This is a genomic window from Bacillus cereus group sp. N11, from assembly GCF_016483605.1.
In the GTDB taxonomy this organism is placed as follows: domain Bacteria; phylum Bacillota; class Bacilli; order Bacillales; family Bacillaceae_G; genus Bacillus_A; species Bacillus_A toyonensis.
This window is the reverse complement of the sequence record NZ_JAEHBN010000001.1, coordinates 406987-430760: the sequence shown is the minus strand read 5'-3', so window position 1 is coordinate 430760 and position 23774 is coordinate 406987. Positions and strand designations below refer to the sequence as shown.

Sequence of the window (23774 nt, the reverse complement as noted above, 5' to 3'; positions counted from 1 at the left end):
TTGAGTATAGTTTGTAAAAAGTGATATTTGCATTATATAATATAGTTAAATGGAAAAATATAGATAAAAGAAATTAGGTGTATAGCACATGAGAATGGAAAAAAATAAATTTTTGAAAGTCGCTGCTTCAATTGGCGTGTCATCTTTTTTATTAACAGGTTGTGGTGACTATGAAGAAGAAAATGTACAACAAGAAAATACCGCTGTTAAAACGGATGGTGGGAAGCAAGGGAGCGAACAAGAACCATTAAATTGTGATGATAAAGCCCCAACTACTGAAAATGTAGAAAAAGATGAGTTATGCAAGGAAAATAATCCATCATTTTCATCGTATCAAGAAAACTCTCACTTACCGATATTACCGTTCGTAGCAGGATATTTATTAGCAAGTAAAACCTCAAATATGAACTATACAGTCAAACCAAATGTAATGAAGAAACCATATACAAACAATGTTCTTTCTTATCGTGAAAAAGATGAACGGAGAACTGGTGGCAGCGGTGGCGGAGGTTATTACGGCGGAACTACTAGCAACAACGATTCTTCAAAGAAAGTGGATTTAAATAAACAACAGCCCAATCCATCAAATAAAGTGACGCCAGATACAAATACATCTAAATCATCTACGACACAAACGCCGAAAGTAAATCCTGGTTCAAGTGGAATTGGGAACGCAAAAGCGCCGGCCGGATCATAAAGAGAAAGGATAATAGAGTCATGTATACAGAACAAGAACAGAAAGAGTATATGAAAATATGGTTTTCACTTGCGGAAGAGGCTGGTAGGAATGGTTTTACGTGGCCGAGTCTATTAGAGAATGAAGAGTGGAATCAGTATATGGCAACAGGGATGTTTCGTATGTCGGTAAACACATATACCGCTATTTCGAAAGCGACAGAAGAAATAATGTATGTGTTATATAGAACGTATCAATATATTGTACATACGACAGAAGATTTTCAAAAACTCGGATTCCCGCCTGAAACGTGGGAGATTGCGAGAATGAAACATACTGGTTTGTTTTCTTATTTTACAAGGCTCGACTTTATCGTAAATGGTGATGTTATTAAATTAATAGAAGTGAATTGTGATACACCAACAGGATATTTAGAACCTTCTGTTGCAAATGAAGTGTTGTGCCGTTATCACGATGTGAATCACCCGAATCATATTGAGGAGCATATTGTACAGGCATGGGAACAAATTAAACATGACTATAATATTGATCCTGAAGAAACGATATATTTTAGTAGCTATGATTGGCACGATGAAGACCATCAAACAGTCCAGTTTTTAAGAAGTTATTGCCTAAATCAGCCCACGGAATATATAGGAATTCAAGATATTGTAGTTACAGATGATGGAATATATACGCCAAATGGCAAGCGAATTCATTATTTATATCGACTGTATCCAATTGAATATTTAGTTACAGATGTTGATAAAAATGGAAAAAGAATTGGTCTGCAGTTTTTAAATCATATAGCGCAAGGAAGAGTGAAAATTATTAATCCACCAGCCGCATTCGTAATGCAAAATAAAAATGTGCTTGCATTAATTTGGAAGCTTTATGAAAAAGCGGTTTTCTTTGAAGAAGAAGAGCGTGTTATTATTAATAAATACTTCTTACCAACATATTTTACAAATAAGCCATTTAAAGAAAGAAATGAATCATTTGTTTCTAAACCTTTATATGGACGTGAAGGTGGGGGCGTATCTATATACGAAAATGATGAACTATTAGCTGAAGATAAAACGGAATATTACTTTGAACAACGGAAAATATATCAGCAATACATAGAAATGCCTGACTATACCATTGATACATGGGATGGTCCGTATACTGGTAAATTATTAATTGGCTCACATTGTATTAGTGGGAGAGCGGCAGGGTTATTTTTACGAGTTGGTGAGAAAATAACGGGAAACTTATCGATGTTTACTGGGGTTACGATTGAAGGATAAAATGAAAAGAAAAGCCCATCATTTTTGATGGGCTTTTTCGTCTATCTATAAAGTGTAAATTGAAATGGTAACTTTTTATTGCTGTGATGTAACACTTTCATCTTTCTTCATTTCAAAGATTTTCTTTCCATCTTCATCTACAATTTTAATAGTATTTCTAAGTTTTGGTGCACCAATATATAAAACGGGATTTTCATCTTGCCCTTTATCTTTTTCAATATGTAATACGATAACAGATGTGTCTTTTTCGTCTTGTACTTCTTTTACTGTAATTTTATCGTTTTTATACTTTTTTCCAAATGCTACATACACCATTCTTTTTCCTTCACTAATACTACCATTTGAGTAATGAATCATAGTTGGATCTTTTTGTGCTTTTTCATATAAATTTAATGGCCCATATCCGCCTTCATTATATCTGGATTTTTCTAATACCCAATACCCCTCATAGTCATTGTTAATAGAAACACATGCATGTAAAGAAATGAGCCCAAATAGTAGAAAAGGAAATAGAATTTTTTTCATTTGTTCACCTTCTTTTATTAATTCAAATGAATATACCATAATTTAACTATTTTTTACGTAATAATACTACCATTTTTTTGTAGTATTGAATACGATCAAGTTAAAAATTAAGAAAAATATGATAATATATTTATATAAAAGTTTAAATTTTAATATACGTGGTTAGTGGGGGAACCGTTATGAAAATGAATGAAATAGTTGAGAGTACACAATTTCCGAATACAATTCAAACAATTACAAACGATTTAAAAGCACTAGGAGTCGAAAAAGGAATGACAATTATTGTTCATTCATCATTAAGTTCTATCGGCTGGATATCTGGCGGAGTGGTTGCAGTAGTAGAAGCTTTAATGAAAGTCGTTACAGAAGAAGGAACAATTATAATGCCAACACAATCTTCGGATTTATCTGATCCGAAACATTGGTCAAGACCGCCTGTACCTGAAGATTGGTGGCAAATTATACGTGATAGCGTCCCAGCATTTGATCCACGTATAACACCAACAAGAGGAATGGGGAAAATAGTTGAATGTTTTCGTACATACCCGAATGTAGTACGAAGTAATCATCCATTAGGAAGTTTTGCTGCATGGGGGAAACATGCAGAGGAAATAACAATGAATCATTCGCTATCGATGAGTTTGGGAGAGGAATCACCATTAAAAAAAATATACGATTTTGATGGGTACATATTATTAATTGGTGTTGGCTATGACTCGAATACGTCTGTTCATTTATCTGAAGTACGTTCTGGTGCATGTGAATTAATAAAAGTAGGAGCACCAATTATAGAAAACGGTGAAAGAGTATGGAAAGAATTTGTTGAAATGGATTACGAATCAGATACGTTTGTAGAAATTGGTGTAGAGTTTGAGCGAAAAGGAACTGTAACAATGGGGAAAATAGGTAATGCAACGAGCCGTCTTATGAAGCAACGTGATATAGTTGACTTTGGAACAGAATGGTTTCTTAAGAAAAATCAGTAAGGGATGGTTACAATGAAGGGGAAAAAGGTATTAATTACAAGCGGTGGTTGTTTAGAAAAATGGGATCAAGTACGCGGACATACGAATATGGCTAAAGGTACGATTGGAAGAATAATCGCAGAAGAACTTATAGCTAAAGGGGCACACGTTATATATTTACACGGTTATTTCGCTGAGAAACCGAACGATGTAAATAGAGGATTAGAATTACATCCATTTGAGGGAATTGTTGATTTGCAAGATAAAATGAAAAGTATCATTACGCATGAAAAAGTCGATGCGGTTATTATGGCAGCGGCTGGATCAGATTGGGTTGTGGAAAAGATTTGTGATCAAGATGGCAATGTTCTTAATATGAATGGGAAAATTTCAAGTGATATAGCACCAATTATACATTTTCAAAAAGCTCCAAAAGTTTTGAAGCAAATAAAACAATGGGATCCGGAAACAGTACTCGTTGGTTTTAAGCTTGAAAGTGATTTAAGTGAAGAAGAACTGTTTGAGAGAGCGAAAAATAGAATGAAAGAAGCAAAGGCGAATGTAATGATAGCAAATTCACCACATTCTTTATATTCGCGCGGGGCTGTACACTATGTAATTGGACAAGATGGTAAAGGAAAGTTATGTAAAGGGAAAGATGAAACAGCGAAAGAAATTGTCAAAAGCTTAGAGATATTATGTAATCGTATTACTGCTTTGTAAAATTAAGTTTTTAGATAAGAATGAATCCGCATAGTATATGGGTAAGCGAAACTTTAATTAGTGGGAATTTTACTTTTACACGAATGTGAAGCATAAACCAATCAAGAGCTATACGCAGAATAATTGGTGAGGAGTGGATTCTATGGAACATTTATTAAAGCAAGCTATTAAACTTAGAAATGAAAAGAAATATGCGCAGTCTAGAGAAATACTTATAGGATTAACAAACTTTACAAAAGATGCAGAAGTACTGTACCAATGTGCATGGATACACGATGTCATGGGATTAGAAACAGAAGCAGTTCCGTATTATGAGCAGGCGATCGCACATGGACTTGATGGTGAATCCCTTTGCGGTGCCTATATCGGTTTAGGGAGTACATATCGTTGCATTGGAGAGTATGAAAAGGCAATTGTGGTACTAGAAGCTGGAGTAAAGAAATTCCCTGAGAACGATCCGATGAGAGTATTTTTATCATTAGCAAAGTATAATGTAAACGAACATGAATCCGCAATGAAATTATTACTTGAAACAGTCGTGAAAGTAGATGAAGTAAAAGAATTTGAACGTGCTATTTCATTTTATAAAGACCACTTAAACGAGGTGTTTAAATAAAGGAGTGAACGTATGAGTGTCACACTATCGCGAAGGCGAAAAGGCATTTGGATTGGACTCGTATCTTGCATTATGTTATCCAACTATTTATTGTATGCCCTTCCCATTGTACCAGCTGCTCCAAAAGAAGTAGTGCTTGGGTCATTATTAGATTGTATGTTTGTAATTCCAGTCATTACGTATTTCTTTATTATTCGAAAAAGATACTCGTTAACGTATATCTTTCCTGTCGTAATAGCTGGATATATATTTGCGAGATTTATAATTCCAAGCGACTATTTACAAGCTTTTTCATTCGTTTCTTATATAGTAGTGACGGGGGAAATTGCATTTGTAGCTTTACAATTGTTCCTTCTATATAAAATCGTGACAATGCTTCCTAAAATAATTAATAAATATAAAGCACATAAAAAAGAGTATTCTTCATTCTCTTATTCAATTGATGCAGCATTTGATGACACTATGAAAAGAAGTAAAGTTATAAATATCATGCTTACTGAGTGTAAGCTAATCTATTATGCGTTATTATCTTGGCGTGCAAAAGTACCAGATGACGAATTTACCTATTCCTACCATAAAAACACCGGTGCTATAGGTGTTTATATCATGATAATTCACGCAACAGCAATTGAAAGTATCGGTTTTCATTATTTACTTCATCAATGGAATCCAGTAATAGCTTGGATTTTACTTATTTTAAACGTATATGCGATGATTTATTTTATAGCTGAAATACAAGCGATACGTAAAAGTCCAATTATCATAACAGAAAAACAAGTAATGATTCAAATCGGATTAGGAAAGAAAATCGTTTTGCCATTTACACAAATTGATAATATTACGTTCTACAAGGGGGAATCACTAACAGCAAAAGAAGAGAAAGAGGTATTGGATGCAACTGTTATGGAGTTCATAAAAGAACCTGCTACTTTTGAAATAACGTTAAAAGAGCCAGTAAAAGCGCAGGTGTTATATGGTTTTTCTAAAACAGTAAATCGTGTGCACTTAAATGTTGATGAGGAACGGAAATTTTATAATGCGATTTCTGAAAGGTTAAAACTTATAAGTCATGAATAGTGAAAAACTCCTTCTAAAATAAGAGGGAGTTTTATTGTGTAATTGTAGACAACAATATAAACAACTATATACTTCTTAATTGCTATATAAATGGATATAATTAAGGATAGAAATAGCATAAGGGGAACAAAATAATGAATCAATTACGTACATCAAAAATTGAAATTACAGAAAGAAAAATTCGGTATGATTCGACAATAGTGGATTACGATTGCTTATTGCTGAAAAAACAATCGGAAAGTATCGTGTTATTTCACGAGGTCCAGTATTCATTTACAATGACGGCACACGATACAAAGTTAACTATTCAAAAAGGAAGTTACACAATTGCATACTACTGGGAAGATCGTCCTTACAATTTATACGTATGGAGAGATAAGGAAGGGAATTATGTAGGCGCCTATTTTAATATCGTAAAAAATACACAAATAACAGAAGAAGTAGTTTCCTTCGAAGATTTAATTATCGATATTATGGTACTTCCAAATGGAGAATATTTCATATTAGATGAGGATGAATTACCGGAGCCGATAGAAAACTTTGAAGATGGATTTGTAAAAGAAGCTCTTCATACATTGACGGATACCATTCAAGAGTTGCTTCCTAAAATTATAATAGAAACTGCTACTATCTTTAAAAATAAATAATGTTCATTAAAACCTAGTTGACTTATCGGAAATATTTGTATAATATGTAGTTAATTCTATAACAAGTGGCTGATTGGAGAAACCAAAGGCATTTTATCTATTGATAAAATGCCTTTGGTTTTTTTATTAGTTACATAACAGCATAATCAATTAATCCAAATGATTCATAGTAGGGAGGGTGAGCGTGTGACAGTTTCAATTAAAGGGGTATCTAAGAAATTTGCGAAAGCAGCAGGTAGTGTTCAAGTTTTAAAAAATATTCAATTTCAATTAGAGAAAGGGGATTTTGTTACAATAATTGGTCCGAGTGGGTGCGGAAAAAGTACATTATTAAAAATTGTTGCAGGTTTAGATAATGATTTTGAAGGGGAAGTTGCTATTGATGGCGAGCGCATCGTAAAACCAAGTAAGAAACAAGGTTTTATTTTTCAAGAACATAGGCTTTTTCCATGGTTAACAGTTGAAGAAAATATAGCGGCAGATTTGTCGTTAAAAGATAAGTATGTGAAAGATAAAGTGAGAGAATGGGTTGAAATCGTTCGGTTAGATGGCTTTGAAAAATCGTATCCGAAAGAAATTTCAGGTGGGATGTCACAACGTGTTGCGATAGCAAGAGCTTTGTTAAGAGATCCGAATGTATTATTACTTGATGAACCTTTTGGAGCGCTGGATGCGTTTACTCGAAGTCATTTACAAGAAGTATTGCTAAATATTTGGGAGCAGAAGAAAACAACAATGATATTCGTTACACATGATATAGATGAAGCGATATATCTTTCAAACCGAATCATCATTATGAGTGCAAAACCAGGGGAAATACATAAAGTGATTGAAAATAAGTTGCCTTATCCGCGAAATAAAACTTCACAATCGTTCCAACAACTTCGAACGAAAGTATTAGAGCAGTTTGAATATGGAGGATTGATTCAAACAAGTATATAGGAAAAGGGTGATTTTATATGTATAAAAAATTTAAAGTTCTTTCTTTTGCTTTAGCTATATCAGTATTTTTATTAGGATGCGAAAAAAGTACAGCAAGTAGTAAGAAAGAAGATGTAACAATACAAATTGGTATACAGCAAGGATTAAGTCCACTATTACTAGCAAAGAAAAAGGGGTGGTTTGAAGAGGAGTTTAAAAAAGAAGGAGTTAAAGTGAAATGGACAGAGTTCCAAAGTGGACCTCCTTATTTTGAAGCAATCGCATCAAACCGATTAGATTTTGGTGAAGTAGGGAATTCTCCAGTCATTTCAGCGCAAGCAGCAGGTATTGGATTTACCGAAATCGCCAATACAAGTTATGCGAGAAAAGGAACTGGAATTCTCGTTCAAAAAGATAGCAAGATTGCGAGTATAAAAGATTTAAAAGGTAAAAAAATTGCAGTAGCAAAAGGAAGTAGTGCCTTTAATTTATTATATCGAGCACTTGATAAAGAAGGTATTGATGCAAAAGATGTAAATGTCATTCAATTACAACCAGATGAAGCACAGCCTGCATTCGAATCAGGATCAGTGGATGCATGGGCGATTTGGGATCCATTTATTTCGTTACATACGGTAAATAAGGGCGCGAAAGTGATTGCAGATGGTGAAACATTAGATGTCTCTTCACCAGAATTTTTAATTACGAGAACAAAATTTGCGAAAGAACATCCAGAATTAGTTGAGAAATTTCTCAAAGTTTATGAGAAAGCACGTGTATGGCAAGATGCTAACTTAAATGAAGCAATAAAAGTATACACTTCTGTAAAAAAGATAGATGCGGAAATCGTAAAAGAAGTTTTTAATCACGACAAACCAATTTTAGTTCCGGTAACGAAGGAAATAATAGCAGAACAACAAAAGACAGCGAAATTTCAATATAAGCTCGGTTCTATAAAGAAAGAAATTAAGACGGAAAAAGTTGTAGATAATTCTTTCGTAGAAAAAGCGTTGAAAGCGAAGTGAAAAGAGGTTTTGTAAAGTGGAAAATACGAAAGCTGTTATGAAACCAGCGAGTATAATGATTGAGAAAAACAGCGTAAAGAAGGTGCGGAAGTTAAATATAAAAGTTTTAGTAAGGGCGATTACTATACCGGTTATTATATTAATAATTTGGCAGTTGGCTGGCGTATTCGGTCTTGTCACTAAAACAGTTTTACCAACACCATTAGATATTTTTCTAGCTTTCCAAGAGCTTATTAAAACAGGAGAGTTATTCGGCCATTTAAGTATTAGTGTATTCAGGGCCGCAGCTGGTTTCTTTATTGGCGGGGGCTTAGGGGTTATTTTAGGAACGATTGTTGGATTTTCAACGAGAAGTGAGCAATATTTAGATCCATCTGTGCAAATGTTAAGAACTGTACCTCATTTAGCTGTTGCGCCACTTTTCGTATTATGGTTTGGTTTTGGCGAAACATCGAAAGTATTATTAATTGCGGACGGTGCATTTTTTCCTTTATACGTAAATGCGTTTTTAGGGATACGAGGTGTAGACTCAAAGTTATTTGATGTTGCGAGAGTATTAGAGTTTAATAAACGAAAATTAATTACGAAACTAATTTTACCAGCTGCATTGCCTAACCTTTTACTAGGAGCAAGGTTATCGTTAGGTGTTGCATGGGTGAGTTTAGTAGTAGCAGAACTTATGGGATCTACAGAAGGTATCGGTTATATGATTATGGATGCAAGGCAATTTTCAAATACAGATATCGTATTTGTCGGTATTATAATCTTTGCATTCGTCGGGAAGTTTTCTGATTCACTCGTCCGCTTACTAGAAGTGAAGTTTTTAAGGTGGCGAGATAGTTTTAAAGGTGAGACAGGGAATTAATATGTAAATTATTAGGGGTAATTTATATACATATTTTTAGTTTGCGTTTCAAAATAAATAAGGGGTGTGCAAGAGTATGGAAATATTATGGTTTATTCCGGCTTATGGAGATGGTCGATATTTAGGAACGACAAAACGAGGAAGAGCAGCTGAATATGGTTATTATAAGCAGGTTGCTGCGGCAGCTGATTATTTAGGATATACAGGTGTTTTACTTCCAACTGGTCAAGGATGTGAAGACCCTTGGGTGTTAGCTTCAGCTCTTGCTGCTGAAACAGAAAAACTAAAATTTTTAGTAGCAGTGAGACCAGGATTAATGTCACCTACAGTTGCAGCGAGGATGGCATCTACATTTGATAGAATTTCAGATGGTCGATTACTTATTAATGTAGTAGCTGGAGGAGATCCCGTTGAACTACAAGGAGATGGATTGTATCTTAAACATGACGAAAGGTATGAAGCAGCGGATGAATTTTTAAAAGTTTGGAAATCGACCTTGCAAGGTGAAACGATCTCATTAGAAGGAAAACATATTAAAGTTACAGAAAGTAAAGTCGTGTTCCCGCCAGTCCAAACACCGTATCCTCCTATATATTTCGGAGGGTCATCAGCTGCTGGAAAAGAAGTTGCAGCTGAACATAGTGATGTATATTTAACGTGGGGAGAGCCACCTCAGCAAGTAAAAGAGAAAATAGAGGAAGTAAGAAAACTTGCAGAAGAGAAGGGGCGTACGGTACGATTCGGTATCAGGTTGCACGTAATTGTAAGAGAAACAGAAGAAGAAGCATGGGAAGAGGCAGAACGTTTAATTCAATATGTAGATAATCAAACGATTGAGCTTGCTCAAAAGACATTTGCAAGATATGATTCAGTTGGCCAAAAACGGATGACATATTTAAATAAAGGAACAAGGGAGTCGTTAGAGATAAGCCCAAACTTATGGGCTGGAATCGGACTTGTAAGAGGTGGTGCAGGCACTGCGCTTGTAGGAGATCCGCAAACGGTAGCGGAAAGAATAAAAGAATATGAAGCGTTAGGAATTGATACATTTGTTTTATCGGGATATCCTCATTTAGAAGAGGCATATGAAGTGGCAGAACTGTTATTCCCTTTATTGAAAGATGAGAAGAAACAAGAAAATAAAATTGTTGGTGAAATGATAGCTGATGCATTTGCATTAAAAAAATAATGAGAAAAAACCCGCAGGCGATTCGCATGCGGGTTTTCATCGTAAACTATCAGAAAATATGGTAAAATTAAATAGTAACTTAAGGTACGGTTGGTTGTTCAATTATCACTTCTCCGAATAGGAGGGGGGTGATAATACATGAGTGAAATAGCGTTGCTACTGCAGGGTGGACTGTTTCTCGTTGCATTGTTAACGTTCGTCGTCGTTTTAATAGACAAGCTCAAAAAATAACAACCCACCTAAGCCAATAGAATGTGGGTTGTTTTGTTTGTAAGAAACAAATAGGATAAGTGAACAATCCAATCTGCTAAGTTACGTGGACTAGTGTGTAGCCGCACACTAGTCTTTTTTATTTATATACAATTTATAATTAGTTTATGTGATTGTATTGTTCTTTTCATACTCATTATAACACAGTGTCTTTTCATGAAGAAAGGAGACCGTATGTTCTGATTTTGATTAAATAGTAGATGGTGTTTCTTTAAATAACCCATCCATATACTGTTTTAAAGTTTGGACATAAAATTCTTGCTTATTCACATTATTTACGCCTACAATTGGCGATGCAAGTTCATATCGCTTTTCTGATAAATGAACGACAACATCAAAGATGTCAAACAAACGAATGAAGCAGAATAGGCCGTCTTTATCGCTAAGTAAAATAAAGTAATGGTTTTCACTATTTGTATTTAATGTATTCCATAATGAACTTTTGCTTAAGTCACGAACAATACTCTTTTCTTTTAATTCCATGAAATCGGCATTTGATAGAATATTAGAAATATCAATTGCATCTGGATCTTCAAAGTAGCCATCAATTGTTTGTACAGCGAAAGCGTAAGCCATTTTTAATACGCTCATTTTGTATTTACGGTTATCTAAAAGTAATTCACGTTGAATAGAGCTAGCTACTTTCGTTACACGTTCTTCTTTCCAAATTTCATTATGTAGAGAAATATCGTGCTTTTTACATAGTTTCATAATTAATGCATTGGAATAAAGTATTTCATCACTTACTTCAACAACATCTGTCTCAGCCGCCGCAAGTTCCTCACCATGCTCATTTGTATAGAGAGGCGAGTCGATTTGTTTTTTCATTTGCTCAATCTTAAATTGACTTAATTTATGCCTAATTAAAGGGCGATCAATATTTGTTGTCATTTGTTCATGACAAGTATCACAAATTGAGTTTGTGAAATAATAGCCACATAATATTTCTGGGATGACATATTGTTCACTCAGTTCTTTCGTATCTTTTCTGCAAATGATGCATTGTGTCATTTTTATCACCTTTACCTGCAAATTTGTATGTATTCTCATTGTAGTGTATTTATTGGTATTTTGGAATATTGTAAAGGAAAATATTATGTGAAATTAAAGTTTAATTTGGTACAATAAAGAGAAGTGCTAGTTTAAAGGAGGACGTTTGTTTGAAATCGAAAGTGCACTTTTGGACATTAGAAGTGCTAATGGTTGTAGGAATCATATTTATTTGCACAAAAATATCGTTTCTATTTCAACCAATTGGTATCTTCATATCAACATTGTTTTTCCCAATCTTAATCGCGCTTTTTTTATACTTCATATTTAATCCTGTATTAGTCTTTTTGGAGAATAAAAAAGTACCTAGAAATTTAGCGATTCTACTGTTATATCTTTTTATCATCACATTAACTGCGGTTGGCGTTGGAGTAGTTGTTCCGACGATTTCACAACAGTTAATGGATTTAGTGAAAAATATGCCAGGGTATATAAAAGAGGGAAAAGTATACATACAAGATTTATCACATCACAGATTGTTTGAATGGTTATCTACACAAAATTACGTTTCCATTGAAACAATTGAAAAAAATGCAATTGAATACTTAAAGGATATACCAAATACAATTACGTCGAGTGCAACGGCTTTATTTGGTATCATCACGAACGTTGCGTTAGTTATCTTTACAGTACCGTTCATTTTATTTTACATGTTTAAAGATGGGCATGCCTTTCCAGGAAAAGCGGTTAGCTTATTACCAGAGTCTTACCGTGAAGAAGGACTTCGTATCATAAAGGAAACGAATGAAACGTTATCTGCATATATTCAAGGGCAAGCGCTCGTTTGTATATTTGTTGGTGCTTTTACTTTCATCGGTTATTTAATTATCGATTTACCGTACGCTTTTGTTTTAGGAATTATTGCAGCATTTACAAATATCATTCCTAACTTAGGTCCATTTATCGGTGCGGCACCAGCTGTTATTGTAGGTTTGTTCGTATCTCCGATGCAAGCATTGTACGTAATTATTATTGTTACAATAGTACAACAGTTTGAAAGTAATATTATTTCACCACGTATTATGAGTTCGAAATTAAATATTCACCCGTTAACAATTATTATCTTAATTTTAGGGGTAGGTAATTTCGCGGGAATTATCGGAATGATTTTAGCAGTACCAGTTTATGCAGTAACAAAAACAGTTGTTTCAAACTTAGTAAGATTGTTTAAAACGAAACGAAATAATCGAAAATAGTATATGTTGAGGAAGATTCACCGCTTTTTAAGTGGTGTATCTTTCGTTTGTTAATCAATATAAAAAAGTGTATTAATGCGATTTTATTATATGTTTTTTATATATCACATTTAACGGTAAACTTGTGGGATTTAAGGTCTATAAAACTATGTGGAATCCCTCTGAACTATCCAAATCATTTCTTTACACCGTACTATCAACATCATAATCGACTCCTTTCAAGTTAATTCATATAAATTATAGGTGAGTGTAATATTTACTTTTACAATCACGAATTTCATCAATAATTTGTTTATACTGTTGCTCTTGTTTTAATTCATTTTGAGAAATCGTTTCTTTTTGAATCGTAATAGTTAAAAAGAAAAGGTGAAACTTCATATGTGAATTCCTCCTTTCAAATGGGAATTACAAATGACTACAGTAATGACTCTGTCTTTCTTTTACATAATCCATAGCTTGATTAATTTGACGTTCGTGAAGCATTTCAGTTTCAGAAAAAGTATGTTTTTGAATGGTAATGGTTAAAAAGAATGCTTTAAATTTCATTGAATTATTACCCCTTTAGGATTTATTTAGAACAGACGATTGTAAAAAGAAGATTGAAGCTCTTTTACTTCGTCCATAGTAGTTTGAACGTGTTGATCGTGTAAAACCTCATTTTGTGAAAGTTTACGCTTTTGAATGGTAATGGTTAAAAAGAATGCTTTAAATTTCATGAAGATATTGCTCCTTTAAAATATATTTTTAATACATTTGTGTATAGTATGAAATTTTAATGTCAGTTATTTTATCAGTTGTTTGTTTTACTTGTTGTTTACGAATGATTTCATCTTCAGATAAAGTGTTTTTCTGAAGTGCAGTCGTAAAAAAGAAAATATGAAAAGTCATAAATGAATTCCTCCTTTCGAAAAGGAATTACAGGTGATCACAATAAAGCACTTGGCGCTCCTTAACATCATCCATAGCTTTTTCAATTCGCTCATTATGAAGCAGTTCCGTATTGGAACGTCTATTTCTTTGAATCGTAATACTTAAAAACAATACGCTAATAGTCATTGAATGTTGCTCCTTTCTTTAAAAAATAATGTAAGAGACTAAAAAACCGCACAAAAAAACCACAGGAAGATACAGTTCTCCTACGGCTGGGCGTGAAAAAGCCACAGGAAAATATACGACCTCCTGTGGCGAATTTATGAATTAAAAGAAATAATGTACGTTCTTCAATTCTCCATTAGGGTGGTCGAATTCATATTCAATTGTCCGAAAAACAAAGGTGCAGCTAACGCAAAAGTTAATGCATGTAATTGTAATTTCATCATTTTCTTCGACCTCCTTTTAGAATTTTTTTCTTACGTTAGTAAGTATATACAATTAATGGATAATTGTAAACCTAAAAATTGAAAATTTTTAATTTTGATTAAAATGCTTATATTTAAAAGGGATTTGAAAAGCAGTATAGTAAGTAACGAAATATCGATAAAAATGGGGGGTGCTAAATGAAATATATGCATCGTAATGTGCTCGTTATGCTAACAATTTTTTTATTTATGACGGCTTGTTCTAACGGAGAAAGAATAAAAGATATATCTGATGTTAGGTCAGATGATTTTAAGAAATATACTGGAACGTACGTTGGTAATAATTCAGATGTGGTTGCAATTGTTAAAAATTTACCCGGTGGTGGAACAGTTCAAAGTATAAGTTTAGAAAATGAAAGTATAAAAGTGAACTATGGCGCAAAAGAGCATGAAAATCTGACAGAGGATATGATTGAGACATATTGGTTTGATGGGAAAGATACGATGAAAAAGAACTTTCTCTTTAACGTGATTTATCTTGCAGTTTTAGTACCAAATGCAAAAGGTTACGAGTTTCAAGTAGAAAATAAAATGTTTACGATAAAGAGGGAAGATATACTATCAATCCTCTATGGGAAATTTGATGATTTCCTAAAAGAAAAAGATATATGGGATAAAAATAAAGTAGTAAAGTTCCTTAGGGATAATAACGAAAACATTAAAATGCTTGTGAATGATAAAGATTTTCGTAAATCTTATTTCACTAAATATCCAGTGCAGCAGTTGAAATAATTGTTGAAACTACGGTTTTTTTAAGAGAGTCATTCTTAAACGAATGATTCTCTTTTTATATATAAGAAATTTATGGAAAAAATAATTGCTATGTGATATGGTTAATTACATAAGTAATGAACCTATGAACCTAAGGGGTGAAATTGTGAAACCTACTCTAGAACAAAATAAGTTAATATACTTACAAATTGCGGAAACTATTGAATCTGATATTTTAAAAGATATATTGCTTGAAGAAGAACAAGTTCCATCGACAAATCAATTTGCAAAGATGTTACAAATAAATCCAGCTACTGCAGCTAAAGGGGTAAATGTATTAGTAGATGAGGGGATTCTATATAAAAAGAGAGGGATCGGGATGTTTGTTGCAAAGGGAGCAAAAGAAGTCGTACTAAAAAAAAGACAAAATACTTTTATGACAGAGTATTTACCTAAAGTGTGGGAAGAAGCAAAAGTACTAGAAATATCAAAAGGCGAATTGATGGATATGATACAAAAAATTACGAAGGAGGGGAAAGAGTAATGTTTGCACTTGAAACGAAAGATTTAACGAAAAAATATAAAAAGAAAATAGCTGTAAATGAAGTAACTATTTCATTGGAAGAGCATAAAATATATGGTTTGCTTGGAAGGAACGGAGCAGGGAAAACGACACTATTAAATTTACTCGCAGGACAAATTATTTCAAGTAGTGGAAGTGTATCAATATTAGGTGAAAATGTATTTGAAAATAGTAAAGCGATGCAAAATATTTGTTTCGTTAGAGTGAAAGAAGAAGCTCATTTAAGTTATAAAGTAAGAGAAATTTTTAAGATGTGTAGCATGTTTTATAAAAATTGGGATGGAGAGTACGCTGAAAAACTTGCTGATAAATTTCAGCTTAATATGACAGAGAAATACCATAAACTATCACATGGCATGCAAACAGTCGTTGGAATAATACAAGGACTAGCAAGTAGAGCACCAATTACTATTTTTGATGAACCAACTACAGGTTTAGACGCAGCGCATCGTGAGTTGTTTTATAGTTTACTATTAGAAGATTATGGTGAGCATCCTCGAACAATTATATTATCAACACATTTAGTAGAAGAAGTAACTCATGTAATTGAAGAGGTAATCATCATAAAAGAAGGAAGGTTAGTTGTTCAATCATCAGTGGAAGATTTATTACAACAAGGACATATTATTTCGGGGAAAAAAGATAAAGTGGATGAGTTCTTAATTAATAAAAAAGTTTTAAATCGAGAAGTTTATGGAAATAAGGGGATTACTATTATATGGGAAAAACTTTCTAATGAAGATTATTACTCTCTTGAAATAGAAGGGTTAGTAGTTGATAGAATTACATTACAAAAATTATTTATTCACATAACTGGTGGTGAAGTGAAATGACGATGATAATGAAGCAGTTAAAGTTACATATAAAATTTCATTATAAAGCAATTTTAATATTTTGGATTACAGCTTTACTTATAAAAGGGATCACAAGTGTAATGGAGTTAAAAGAAATAAGAGAAGGATTTTTACAACATATATTAAATAATCCTTCGATTGTAATTACATTGTTTATAGTAGTAAGTACTTTTATTATACAGGATGATGTGTTTCGTTTAGCAGTTTCATTTGGAGTAACGAGATTACAGTTTTTCATTGGATCAGTTTGCTATATCATATTACAAGCTGCGGTTTTCTCATTCCTTCAAGTGATTATTTTACAAAATACATTGTATAGAACAGTAAATATTAGTTTAGGAGAACAATCAGTTAAACAGTTTATTGTACAACTATTATTGTATGTTACAATTGCAACTTTTTTTCAAGTAGCAGTAGTGATTAAGAAACGTTTTAAGTGGATTGGTCTTATGATAGGCGGAACATTTTTTATATCATTGAATAGTGTACTTTATGCAGAAGTAGGAATACAGGATTTAAATTCTACATCTAATCTATCTTTAATAGATATCCCATACTTTATTGTCATTTCAATTGTTTTAACTATCGTCTATATCGTGACTAGCGGTATATTTATTCGAAAAGTATCATTTGAGCAAACCATTTAAAGTGTAATTAAGTATATATTTTGGGAGAGTAGGAAAAACAAATGGGAGACACTTCTTCACTAATAACCGTCTTTGTATGCATTGCACTACTAATATTTTGGCGTCGTTACCGTTCTATGTACAAACCGATAAAAGGAACAGGAAAACGAATTTTGTGGCCATTACTATTTTTAACGCCAGGGATAATATGGTTTTTTGGTCCCGTACATCCAGCTATTTTACAAGTAGTTTTAGCAGCATGCATTGGGATTCTTTTCGCCGTACCACTTATAATTTTAACAAATTACGAACGAAGAGATGATGGGAATATTTATACGAAAAAAAGCACAGCTTTTCTAATTACTTTTATTGCACTTGTTGTTTTAAGATACGGTTCAAGGCAATATATTGTTGATTTGGATCCACAAACGATTGGTTTATTATTTTATGTCGTTGCCGTTTCGTATATTATTCCATGGAGAATTGCTTGTTATATAAAATTTAGGAAAGTTTGGCGGGAAAATAATAATCCTGCTATATGAAAACTTCTCATTTGAGAAGTTTTTTATTTTTAGATGTAAGCAAAACAATTTGTTGAAGTACAGGCTGCCATACAATATGATAAATATAAAAAATTAAGGGGAAGTAGGGGATATAAAAATGCGTACCATTTTACTTTTTCTAAAGAACATGTCCATCCATGAAATAGAGGACATTAGACTAGAGCATGATCCTTTATTCGGATTAATCCCACCGCATGTTACAATTGTATTTCCGTTTGAAAGTCCTATTTCAAATGATGAGTTGAAATTACATATTTTGAATGTATCAAAAAAGATATATAATATAGAAATTGAATTTGCGAATCAAATAACGAGTGAAGGAGCATATTTGTTTTTACGAGTTGAAAAAGGGAAAGAACAAATAGAAGATCTACGTAATATCCTGTATACAGGACCTTTATTACAGTTTTTGAAAGAAGACATTCCGTATATCCCACATGTAACAGTCGGGAGAAAAGAAAGTGCTGAGCTAGCTGCTGAAGTAGTTAAAAGTATTCCTAGTTTTCATGAGAAATTAAATTGTGTGATTAATAGAATTAGTGTGGAGCGAATTGGAGAGAACGAAGAGTCAATTATTGAATTTGAAGTACCATTGCAAAAAAAGCTGACAAAAGTCAGCCTCTTTATTTTGTAGCATGAAGTAAAGCGCCAATTGCACCACTATAACCATCATCTTGTAAAAAGATTGGTGTTTTATTTTGATATTTTGTGTAGCTACTAATAATATTTTGAAGGTGTACATTATTACATAGAGTCGAACCAATATAAATAATATGGTCAATGTTTTTTGCTTCGGCGAATTGAAGGCTTAATGCAGTAACGACTTCACCGACAAGTCCTTGTACAGTAGCGATTATATCTGAGCTACTATAATTTGAGTCTGTAATAGCGGCTTTACCAAAATTGCTTGCAGTTAAACTATTATCAATAGGAGAGAGAATACCACCATAAATATCTCCCACCGTAATATCTAGTTCTTTTCTAGAACCTATGTTTGTAAGAGGGATTACATCTTCAAAATGATCAATATTTGTTAATAATTTTGAAAGTCCCATAATAGTACCTCCGCCAACTCCAGTTCCTCCAGCGCGAATATAATGGTCATTATAAACGTAATGGATAGAAGTACCTGTACCGATATTGGTTAAAATAAAGTTGTTTATAGAATGTTTTTCTTCTTTTAATATGTATCGTACACCTGCAAGAGTAGCTTCAAATTCGTTTAGCTCTACTAGTGTATATGCATCTGAAAGTAGTTGTTGTAATAGTTTCGCTTTACCCCCTGTAATACATATTTGTTTCATTCTATTATTGCTCTGAAGCCAATCTATAATTTTATTTTGTTCATGTGAATAAAACTTTTCAAAAGCTAATTCCTTTTTTTCATTAATATAAGCAATTTTCGTTAATGTTCCTCCAGCATCGATACCGATAGTTCTTTCCATTTTCCTACTCCTAACTACGTAATATATTTATCTTATAAGCCCAATTGGCGTGGGATAGATATCCCGGGCGGATCAAATAGTGATTAATCTGCTTGATATATTAATAGTTTTTTTATAGTTACAATAGGGTGGCTGTTAACTGTTGCCGTACCTGTACCGAGAACAAACCCTCGACGGTTACGTGTTAGCTCATAATGTAAATCAAGTTTATCACCAGGGTATGCTTTCTCATGGAACTCAACTCCATCTAATGAGGAGAGAAAGCCTAATCCTTCAGAGTCACTTGTATTTACAAATGCACTAAGCTGAGCAAGTGCTTCTACAATTAACATATGAGGCATATGTTTTTGCGTATCATTTATAAACCATTCGTTATTTGTAATGAGTTTGTATCCTGTCACGGATTCACCTTGTTTTATACTTGTTACTTTATCAATCATTAAAAATGGATAACGATGGGGTAGTGTATCTTTAATGTGCATATGAAAGTACCTCCAATAAATAATACCCCTGCTAAAGTTAAGCAGGGGAGTAGTAACTAATTTTTAACTAATTCCTCTATTTTTTCAAGAGAAAAAATGCCGCTATTTCTAATGTTTTCAACAACTTGTTGTAATACCGCTTTATCTTGAACAAGAGCAATACGTACAAAGCCTTCTCCGTGAGGTCCGAATGCATGACCTGGTGTTACAACGACATTTGCACGATCCATTAATGCATAAGCGAATTCTAGAGAAGTCCATCCATTCGGTATTTCAGCCCATACGAACATACTGCCAGCTGGCTTATCGACATTCCAGCCAAACGTTCGGAACCCATTGACTAAAGTATCTCTACGTTCTTGATAAATGGTGCGGTTTTTCTCGCAAAACTCCGCACCATTTCTTAGTGCTGTAGATGCTGCTTTTTGAATAGGCAAAAATACACCGTAATCTGTATTAGACTTAAATTGCGTAAGCGCTCCGACAATTTCCTCATTTCCAATCATATAACCAATGCGGCTACCTGCTAAACTATAACTTTTTGATAAAGAGTTTATTTCTACGCCAACTTCTTTTGCACCGGGTACAGAGAGGAAGCTAATTGGTTTATTGCCATCGAAATAAAATTCAGCATAAGCAAAATCATGGACAACAATAATATTATGTTTTTTCGCGAATGCGATTACTTCTATAAAGAAATCTTCATGTGCCATTGCTGGAACTGGATTCCCTGGGAAGTTCAAAATCATCATCTTTGCTTTATCGGCGATCTCTTCAGGGATAACTTGTAAGTTAGGTAAGAAATCATTCTCTTTCTTTAATGGCATGTAGTACGATGTTGCACCAGCCATTTGAATACCTGTTTCATAAGCTGTATATCCTGGATCAGGAACTAATATAATATCTCCTGGATTTGCATAAACCATCGGTAAATGAACGAGTCCATCCTGTGAACCCATTAATAATAAAATCTCTTTTTCAGCATTTAATAAAACGTTATGAGTGTTATTGTAATATTCAGTTACAGCTTCGTGAAATTCTTGAATACCTGTTAATGTGTATCCATAGCTTTCTTTTTCACTTGCTGTATGTACCATTGCTTCTCTTACGAAATCAGCAGGAGGCATATCAGGATTTCCGATACTTAAATCAATCATTTTATGACCTGCTGCAATTTTCTCTTTTTTATAGGCCCCTAATTCACTAAATATAGAAGATTGGAATGCTTTCATTCTAGTTGCTAACGTGTAAGTCATCAAAACCCCTCCTAAAAACAGTGCTTTCTTTCTACGTATTTAATTATTCTGAAAACACATGTTTACATTTTATCACTTTTTTATGAAAATTAAAACGATTGAGAAATTTAGAGGAAGGGTTAGTCTATTTTGAAAGAGGAAGCTGTATATAGGCTAGAATGGTTAATTGAAATGTCTATTATATCTTTCTACGCGGATTAGGATGACGGGACAAATTGTTGATATAAGTAAGGGACTTAAACTTCTCATAATAAGCACCTCACAGTGAAATTATTTAGATTATTAAGCAATTATACATTCAAATTAAAAGATTAAAAAGAGGGAAATGTTTTTGAGAAAGCTTTCTAAAGTGAAATAACGCAGAAAATATTTCCTGCGTCTCATCTGAAATGTAATCATTTCTTTTTATATGTACATAATTTTTCAGCTGTCAAAAAATATACATTTAATGTATCATCGACAACCTTTAAAGTTTGATCTGATGTAAATGAGTTGCCATAATCAATGTGATATACATTAGAATTTTTGACAAATGAACCTTTATATAAATCTTCTTTTTTATTTGTAGTTTGCATTTCTACTAAATTTTGAACAATTTCCTCTTTATTTTCTTTTTTGACAACTGTTTCAAATTTATAATATACAGGACATTCACCGTTTTTATTGTCAACGACTTCCCAAGAACCGTATATATCATTCTTGTTGCAGCCACTAAGTAAAACGATCAGTATAGGAAATATAAGTAGATATTTTTTCATTTTGTGCTCCTTTCTTATTATGGCTAATAAACGTGCGAATACGATAGAAATATTGTAATAAATAAAGTTTAAATTTTTTTAAAGAATTACTTAATTTCACATAAAAATTGGGAAAAGCATAGCAAAAATAAAAGACATGAATTTAGCGTATTACTAGTTATTCATGCCTATCAGTATAATTTTGGCTATGCCTTTTTGAGGATAAATGAGGAGGAAAGTAGGATGACTATTCCATTTAAAATATATACACTTGCAATAATAAAGGCTAACGTACCTACGCTAAATCCACTTTTATCGAATAAAGAAGCGAATGCTGTAGTAGTCAAAAAGACAATGGGAGTTAACAATAAGAAAACGAAACCTGCCACAATTCGCCTTTTAAAGCTATGTTGAGAAAGGGAAATGGTTAAAAAGTTTAGGATGCTAAATATAATTATTACAAAAATAAAGATAATAAATAACTGCATGCCATCATACATTTTTGCAACTCCTTTATTTATTATTTATATACTATATTCGAAAGCGAAAGGGGGACTCCTTTAAATCGTTTCACTTAACATATTAAATGGTTTTTTATAAAACAAAAAGGCATGGCCCAGTATAAAACTGAATCCATGCCCAATAATGTTTACGTTATAAATTCGCAGATTGCGAAGGTTGTTTTTCATAATGTTTCTGTTTAGAAAGGGAAATAGAAATAATCAACAACGAAACGACTCCGAAGATGAGAACCATATATTGCAACCCAATCGTATCTAAGAAGAAGCCAGTTCCAAGTAAGACAATTTGGAACATAACTCTCTCAAACATATTACGGAATGAGAAGAGGCGGCCGTGATAGCTTTTTTCTACTTTCGTTTGGAAAATTGTCGACATAATAGGGAAGAAACAGCCGACACTAAAGCCAAACAAACCAAATGATGTAAGAGCCATCCATTTTATATCGCTAAAGAACAATGAAAGGTGTGCAAAAGCGGTACAAACTGCGAAGAAATATAGTAATTTTTCAGGTTTAAAATGATCAGATAAACGTTTAATAACGAAGGCACCTAACATAAATGCAACACCTTCAATTGTATATATGAATCCTTTAATCGTTGGATCATGTTGCATTTCACTAATGTTAATAACCATTAAATTAAAACCAGCAATAAATAATAGTGGGATGATACTTAATATAAGTGCTGTGAAAGCAATAGGAATTCCTTTTAAAATACGAAATACTTCCATAAAACTATTATCTTTTGCAGCCTGTTTACTTGGCACTGTTGATTTTTTATCTTCAAATTGTAGAAAGAAAGTTGAAAGGAACAATAGAGCATATGCAGCCATTGAGAAGGCATACATATATTGTAAACTCATTACAACTAAAAGAATTCCACCTAGTGAAGTACCTGCAATACGAGCGATTGTACCAACATTCATATGTACACCGTTCATTTGTAATAACTCATGTTCACGTACGATGAGTGGAATTACAGATTGTAATGCAGGGAAATAAAATGCGGCTGAAATTTGAAGTGCAACCATAAAGGCGATCATAAAGGCTATACTTTCAAATTGAATAGCGAAAAACATAAAAATAACACTTAAAACCCGACCAAACCCAGCATAAAGAAGAACTTTTTTCTTATCATACTGATCGATGACCCGACCAGCCATTGGACCAACAAGAACACCTGCTAATAGTCCGATAAATAATATAACTGATTTCATAAAATCAGAAGGGACATATTTTTGCATAAATTCTAGGTTGCCAAGAATACCAAGCCATAAACCTAGACCAGCAATAAACTCCCCAATTAAAACGATCCAAACATTTTTATTACGCCACATAATGTAAAACCTCTCCGTCTTTTAAAGTGAAAAACTCGTATATAAAACCTCCTTATTTATGTAGTATTTTTTTACGAACTTTTTTCGAGTCAGAGTCTATATTACGTGTTTCATTAGTGGATTTCAATCTTTTTGATTTGGCGAAAATTGGATTTATGAGTTGATAAAATAAGCATTAAAAATAAAATGAACTTTGAATTAATTACATATAAAAAATAAAAAAAGCAAGAGCGTAATAGTACGTCTCACTTTTCTAAAATACACTTTG

At 33.0% G+C, this 23774-nt stretch carries 32 protein-coding genes; 19 read left to right on the top strand and 13 right to left on the bottom strand.

The window, feature by feature from the left end:
* The first annotated feature begins 88 nt into the window (after positions 1 to 88).
* The gene (locus JDS98_RS02310; RefSeq protein ID WP_199633508.1) at positions 89 to 697 is read left to right on the top strand and encodes a hypothetical protein; all 609 of its coding nucleotides are present in this window, start codon (positions 89 to 91) and stop codon (positions 695 to 697) included.
* A gap of 20 nt (positions 698 to 717) precedes the next feature.
* Positions 718 to 1965 carry a glutathionylspermidine synthase family protein gene (locus tag JDS98_RS02305; RefSeq protein ID WP_000287859.1) on the top strand — a complete coding sequence of 416 codons (1248 nt, stop codon included), beginning with the start codon at positions 718 to 720 and terminating at the stop codon, positions 1963 to 1965.
* A gap of 75 nt (positions 1966 to 2040) precedes the next feature.
* Here JDS98_RS02305 and JDS98_RS02300 read toward each other — a convergent pair whose 3' ends face one another.
* Positions 2041 to 2490, bottom strand: a complete 450-nt coding sequence (locus tag JDS98_RS02300) for a hypothetical protein (protein ID WP_000721816.1) — start codon at positions 2488 to 2490, stop codon at positions 2041 to 2043.
* Positions 2491 to 2675: 185 nt separating this feature from the next.
* Here JDS98_RS02300 and JDS98_RS02295 point away from each other — a divergent pair, with 185 nt between their 5' ends.
* The 10 genes from JDS98_RS02295 (at position 2676) to JDS98_RS30065 (ending at position 10749) form a co-directional block, all read left to right on the top strand.
* Positions 2676 to 3476, top strand: coding sequence for an AAC(3) family N-acetyltransferase (locus JDS98_RS02295; protein WP_131202461.1), 801 nt, complete (start codon positions 2676 to 2678; stop codon positions 3474 to 3476).
* Positions 3477 to 3488: 12 nt separating this feature from the next.
* Positions 3489 to 4178: a phosphopantothenoylcysteine decarboxylase domain-containing protein gene (locus JDS98_RS02290; RefSeq protein WP_000676697.1), complete on the top strand. Its 690-nt coding sequence runs from the start codon at positions 3489 to 3491 to the stop codon at positions 4176 to 4178.
* Positions 4179 to 4320: 142 nt separating this feature from the next.
* Positions 4321 to 4794 carry a tetratricopeptide repeat protein gene (locus tag JDS98_RS02285; RefSeq protein WP_141555946.1) on the top strand — a complete coding sequence of 158 codons (474 nt, stop codon included), beginning with the start codon at positions 4321 to 4323 and terminating at the stop codon, positions 4792 to 4794.
* Positions 4795 to 4806: 12 nt separating this feature from the next.
* Positions 4807 to 5871: a hypothetical protein gene (locus tag JDS98_RS02280; RefSeq protein WP_199633507.1), complete on the top strand. Its 1065-nt coding sequence runs from the start codon at positions 4807 to 4809 to the stop codon at positions 5869 to 5871.
* 134 nt (positions 5872 to 6005) lie between these two features.
* Positions 6006 to 6518: a ribonuclease FAU-1 family protein gene (locus JDS98_RS02275; protein ID WP_001072802.1), complete on the top strand. Its 513-nt coding sequence runs from the start codon at positions 6006 to 6008 to the stop codon at positions 6516 to 6518.
* A 186-nt stretch (positions 6519 to 6704) separates the two neighbouring features.
* Complete coding sequence (locus tag JDS98_RS02270; protein ID WP_199633506.1) at positions 6705 to 7460, top strand: ABC transporter ATP-binding protein; 756 nt, start codon at positions 6705 to 6707, stop codon at positions 7458 to 7460.
* 17 nt (positions 7461 to 7477) lie between these two features.
* Entirely contained in the window at positions 7478 to 8464 is a 987-nt protein-coding gene (locus tag JDS98_RS02265) for an aliphatic sulfonate ABC transporter substrate-binding protein (RefSeq protein WP_199633505.1), read from the top strand.
* A gap of 16 nt (positions 8465 to 8480) precedes the next feature.
* Entirely contained in the window at positions 8481 to 9329 is an 849-nt protein-coding gene (locus JDS98_RS02260; RefSeq protein WP_087951058.1) for an ABC transporter permease, read from the top strand.
* A gap of 76 nt (positions 9330 to 9405) precedes the next feature.
* Positions 9406 to 10518 (top strand): FMNH2-dependent alkanesulfonate monooxygenase, encoded by a 1113-nt coding sequence (ssuD, locus tag JDS98_RS02255; RefSeq protein WP_199633504.1) that lies wholly within the window; start codon positions 9406 to 9408, stop codon positions 10516 to 10518.
* A 138-nt stretch (positions 10519 to 10656) separates the two neighbouring features.
* A complete protein-coding gene (locus JDS98_RS30065; protein ID WP_001289320.1) occupies positions 10657 to 10749 on the top strand; it encodes a putative holin-like toxin in 93 nt (30 codons plus the stop codon).
* Between the two features lie 228 nt (positions 10750 to 10977).
* Here JDS98_RS30065 and JDS98_RS02250 read toward each other — a convergent pair whose 3' ends face one another.
* A complete protein-coding gene (locus JDS98_RS02250; RefSeq protein ID WP_000189689.1) occupies positions 10978 to 11799 on the bottom strand; it encodes an HNH endonuclease in 822 nt (273 codons plus the stop codon).
* A 149-nt stretch (positions 11800 to 11948) separates the two neighbouring features.
* Here JDS98_RS02250 and JDS98_RS02245 point away from each other — a divergent pair, with 149 nt between their 5' ends.
* The gene (locus JDS98_RS02245) at positions 11949 to 13034 is read left to right on the top strand and encodes an AI-2E family transporter (RefSeq protein ID WP_000837897.1); all 1086 of its coding nucleotides are present in this window, start codon (positions 11949 to 11951) and stop codon (positions 13032 to 13034) included.
* Positions 13035 to 13271: 237 nt separating this feature from the next.
* Here the strand turns inward: JDS98_RS02245 and JDS98_RS02240 are convergent, their stop codons facing one another.
* Genes JDS98_RS02240 through JDS98_RS02220 form a run of 5 tightly spaced genes read right to left on the bottom strand, consistent with a single transcriptional unit; the run spans position 13272 to position 14090 of the window.
* The gene (locus JDS98_RS02240; RefSeq protein WP_000668494.1) at positions 13272 to 13412 is read right to left on the bottom strand and encodes a YrzI family small protein; all 141 of its coding nucleotides are present in this window, start codon (positions 13410 to 13412) and stop codon (positions 13272 to 13274) included.
* A 27-nt stretch (positions 13413 to 13439) separates the two neighbouring features.
* Positions 13440 to 13580, bottom strand: a complete 141-nt coding sequence (locus JDS98_RS02235; RefSeq protein ID WP_097958282.1) for a YrzI family small protein — start codon at positions 13578 to 13580, stop codon at positions 13440 to 13442.
* Positions 13581 to 13606: 26 nt separating this feature from the next.
* Positions 13607 to 13750: a YrzI family small protein gene (locus JDS98_RS02230; RefSeq protein ID WP_000668979.1), complete on the bottom strand. Its 144-nt coding sequence runs from the start codon at positions 13748 to 13750 to the stop codon at positions 13607 to 13609.
* Positions 13751 to 13778: 28 nt separating this feature from the next.
* The gene (locus tag JDS98_RS02225) at positions 13779 to 13922 is read right to left on the bottom strand and encodes a YrzI family small protein (RefSeq protein ID WP_000142707.1); all 144 of its coding nucleotides are present in this window, start codon (positions 13920 to 13922) and stop codon (positions 13779 to 13781) included.
* A 27-nt stretch (positions 13923 to 13949) separates the two neighbouring features.
* Complete coding sequence (locus JDS98_RS02220) at positions 13950 to 14090, bottom strand: YrzI family small protein (protein ID WP_000156183.1); 141 nt, start codon at positions 14088 to 14090, stop codon at positions 13950 to 13952.
* A gap of 440 nt (positions 14091 to 14530) precedes the next feature.
* Between JDS98_RS02220 and JDS98_RS02215 the strand changes: the two genes are divergently transcribed.
* The 6 genes from JDS98_RS02215 to JDS98_RS02190 all read left to right on the top strand — a co-directional run bounded on the left by JDS98_RS02215 (position 14531) and on the right by JDS98_RS02190 (position 18363).
* Complete coding sequence (locus tag JDS98_RS02215) at positions 14531 to 15124, top strand: DUF4825 domain-containing protein (protein WP_016108606.1); 594 nt, start codon at positions 14531 to 14533, stop codon at positions 15122 to 15124.
* 145 nt (positions 15125 to 15269) lie between these two features.
* Positions 15270 to 15647: a GntR family transcriptional regulator gene (locus JDS98_RS02210; protein WP_097838119.1), complete on the top strand. Its 378-nt coding sequence runs from the start codon at positions 15270 to 15272 to the stop codon at positions 15645 to 15647.
* Complete coding sequence (locus JDS98_RS02205; RefSeq protein WP_199633503.1) at positions 15647 to 16519, top strand: ATP-binding cassette domain-containing protein; 873 nt, start codon at positions 15647 to 15649, stop codon at positions 16517 to 16519. The genes JDS98_RS02210 and JDS98_RS02205 overlap by 1 nt, the downstream gene beginning before the upstream one ends.
* Positions 16516 to 17187 (top strand): DUF4052 family protein, encoded by a 672-nt coding sequence (locus tag JDS98_RS02200; RefSeq protein ID WP_199633502.1) that lies wholly within the window; start codon positions 16516 to 16518, stop codon positions 17185 to 17187. Before JDS98_RS02205 ends, JDS98_RS02200 begins: the two co-directional genes overlap by 4 nt.
* Before the next feature lie 41 nt (positions 17188 to 17228).
* Complete coding sequence (locus JDS98_RS02195; protein ID WP_000502991.1) at positions 17229 to 17708, top strand: CcdC family protein; 480 nt, start codon at positions 17229 to 17231, stop codon at positions 17706 to 17708.
* Positions 17709 to 17826: 118 nt separating this feature from the next.
* Positions 17827 to 18363 carry a 2'-5' RNA ligase family protein gene (locus JDS98_RS02190; protein WP_199633501.1) on the top strand — a complete coding sequence of 179 codons (537 nt, stop codon included), beginning with the start codon at positions 17827 to 17829 and terminating at the stop codon, positions 18361 to 18363.
* Here the strand turns inward: JDS98_RS02190 and coaW are convergent.
* The 6 genes from coaW to JDS98_RS02160 all read right to left on the bottom strand — a co-directional run bounded on the left by coaW (position 18353) and on the right by JDS98_RS02160 (position 23506).
* The gene (coaW, locus tag JDS98_RS02185; protein ID WP_199633500.1) at positions 18353 to 19174 is read right to left on the bottom strand and encodes a type II pantothenate kinase; all 822 of its coding nucleotides are present in this window, start codon (positions 19172 to 19174) and stop codon (positions 18353 to 18355) included. The genes JDS98_RS02190 and coaW overlap by 11 nt on opposite strands.
* 83 nt (positions 19175 to 19257) lie before the next feature.
* Positions 19258 to 19656, bottom strand: coding sequence for a 3-hydroxyacyl-ACP dehydratase FabZ family protein (locus JDS98_RS02180; protein ID WP_000547668.1), 399 nt, complete (start codon positions 19654 to 19656; stop codon positions 19258 to 19260).
* Between the two features lie 56 nt (positions 19657 to 19712).
* Positions 19713 to 20912 carry an LL-diaminopimelate aminotransferase gene (locus tag JDS98_RS02175; RefSeq protein ID WP_199633499.1) on the bottom strand — a complete coding sequence of 400 codons (1200 nt, stop codon included), beginning with the start codon at positions 20910 to 20912 and terminating at the stop codon, positions 19713 to 19715.
* Positions 20913 to 21307: 395 nt separating this feature from the next.
* Positions 21308 to 21670, bottom strand: a complete 363-nt coding sequence (locus tag JDS98_RS02170) for a hypothetical protein (protein ID WP_000760384.1) — start codon at positions 21668 to 21670, stop codon at positions 21308 to 21310.
* A gap of 185 nt (positions 21671 to 21855) precedes the next feature.
* Positions 21856 to 22149 carry a hypothetical protein gene (locus JDS98_RS02165; protein ID WP_199633498.1) on the bottom strand — a complete coding sequence of 98 codons (294 nt, stop codon included), beginning with the start codon at positions 22147 to 22149 and terminating at the stop codon, positions 21856 to 21858.
* Positions 22150 to 22303: 154 nt separating this feature from the next.
* Positions 22304 to 23506 (bottom strand): MFS transporter, encoded by a 1203-nt coding sequence (locus JDS98_RS02160; RefSeq protein ID WP_199633497.1) that lies wholly within the window; start codon positions 23504 to 23506, stop codon positions 22304 to 22306.
* Positions 23507 to 23774 lie beyond the last annotated feature (268 nt).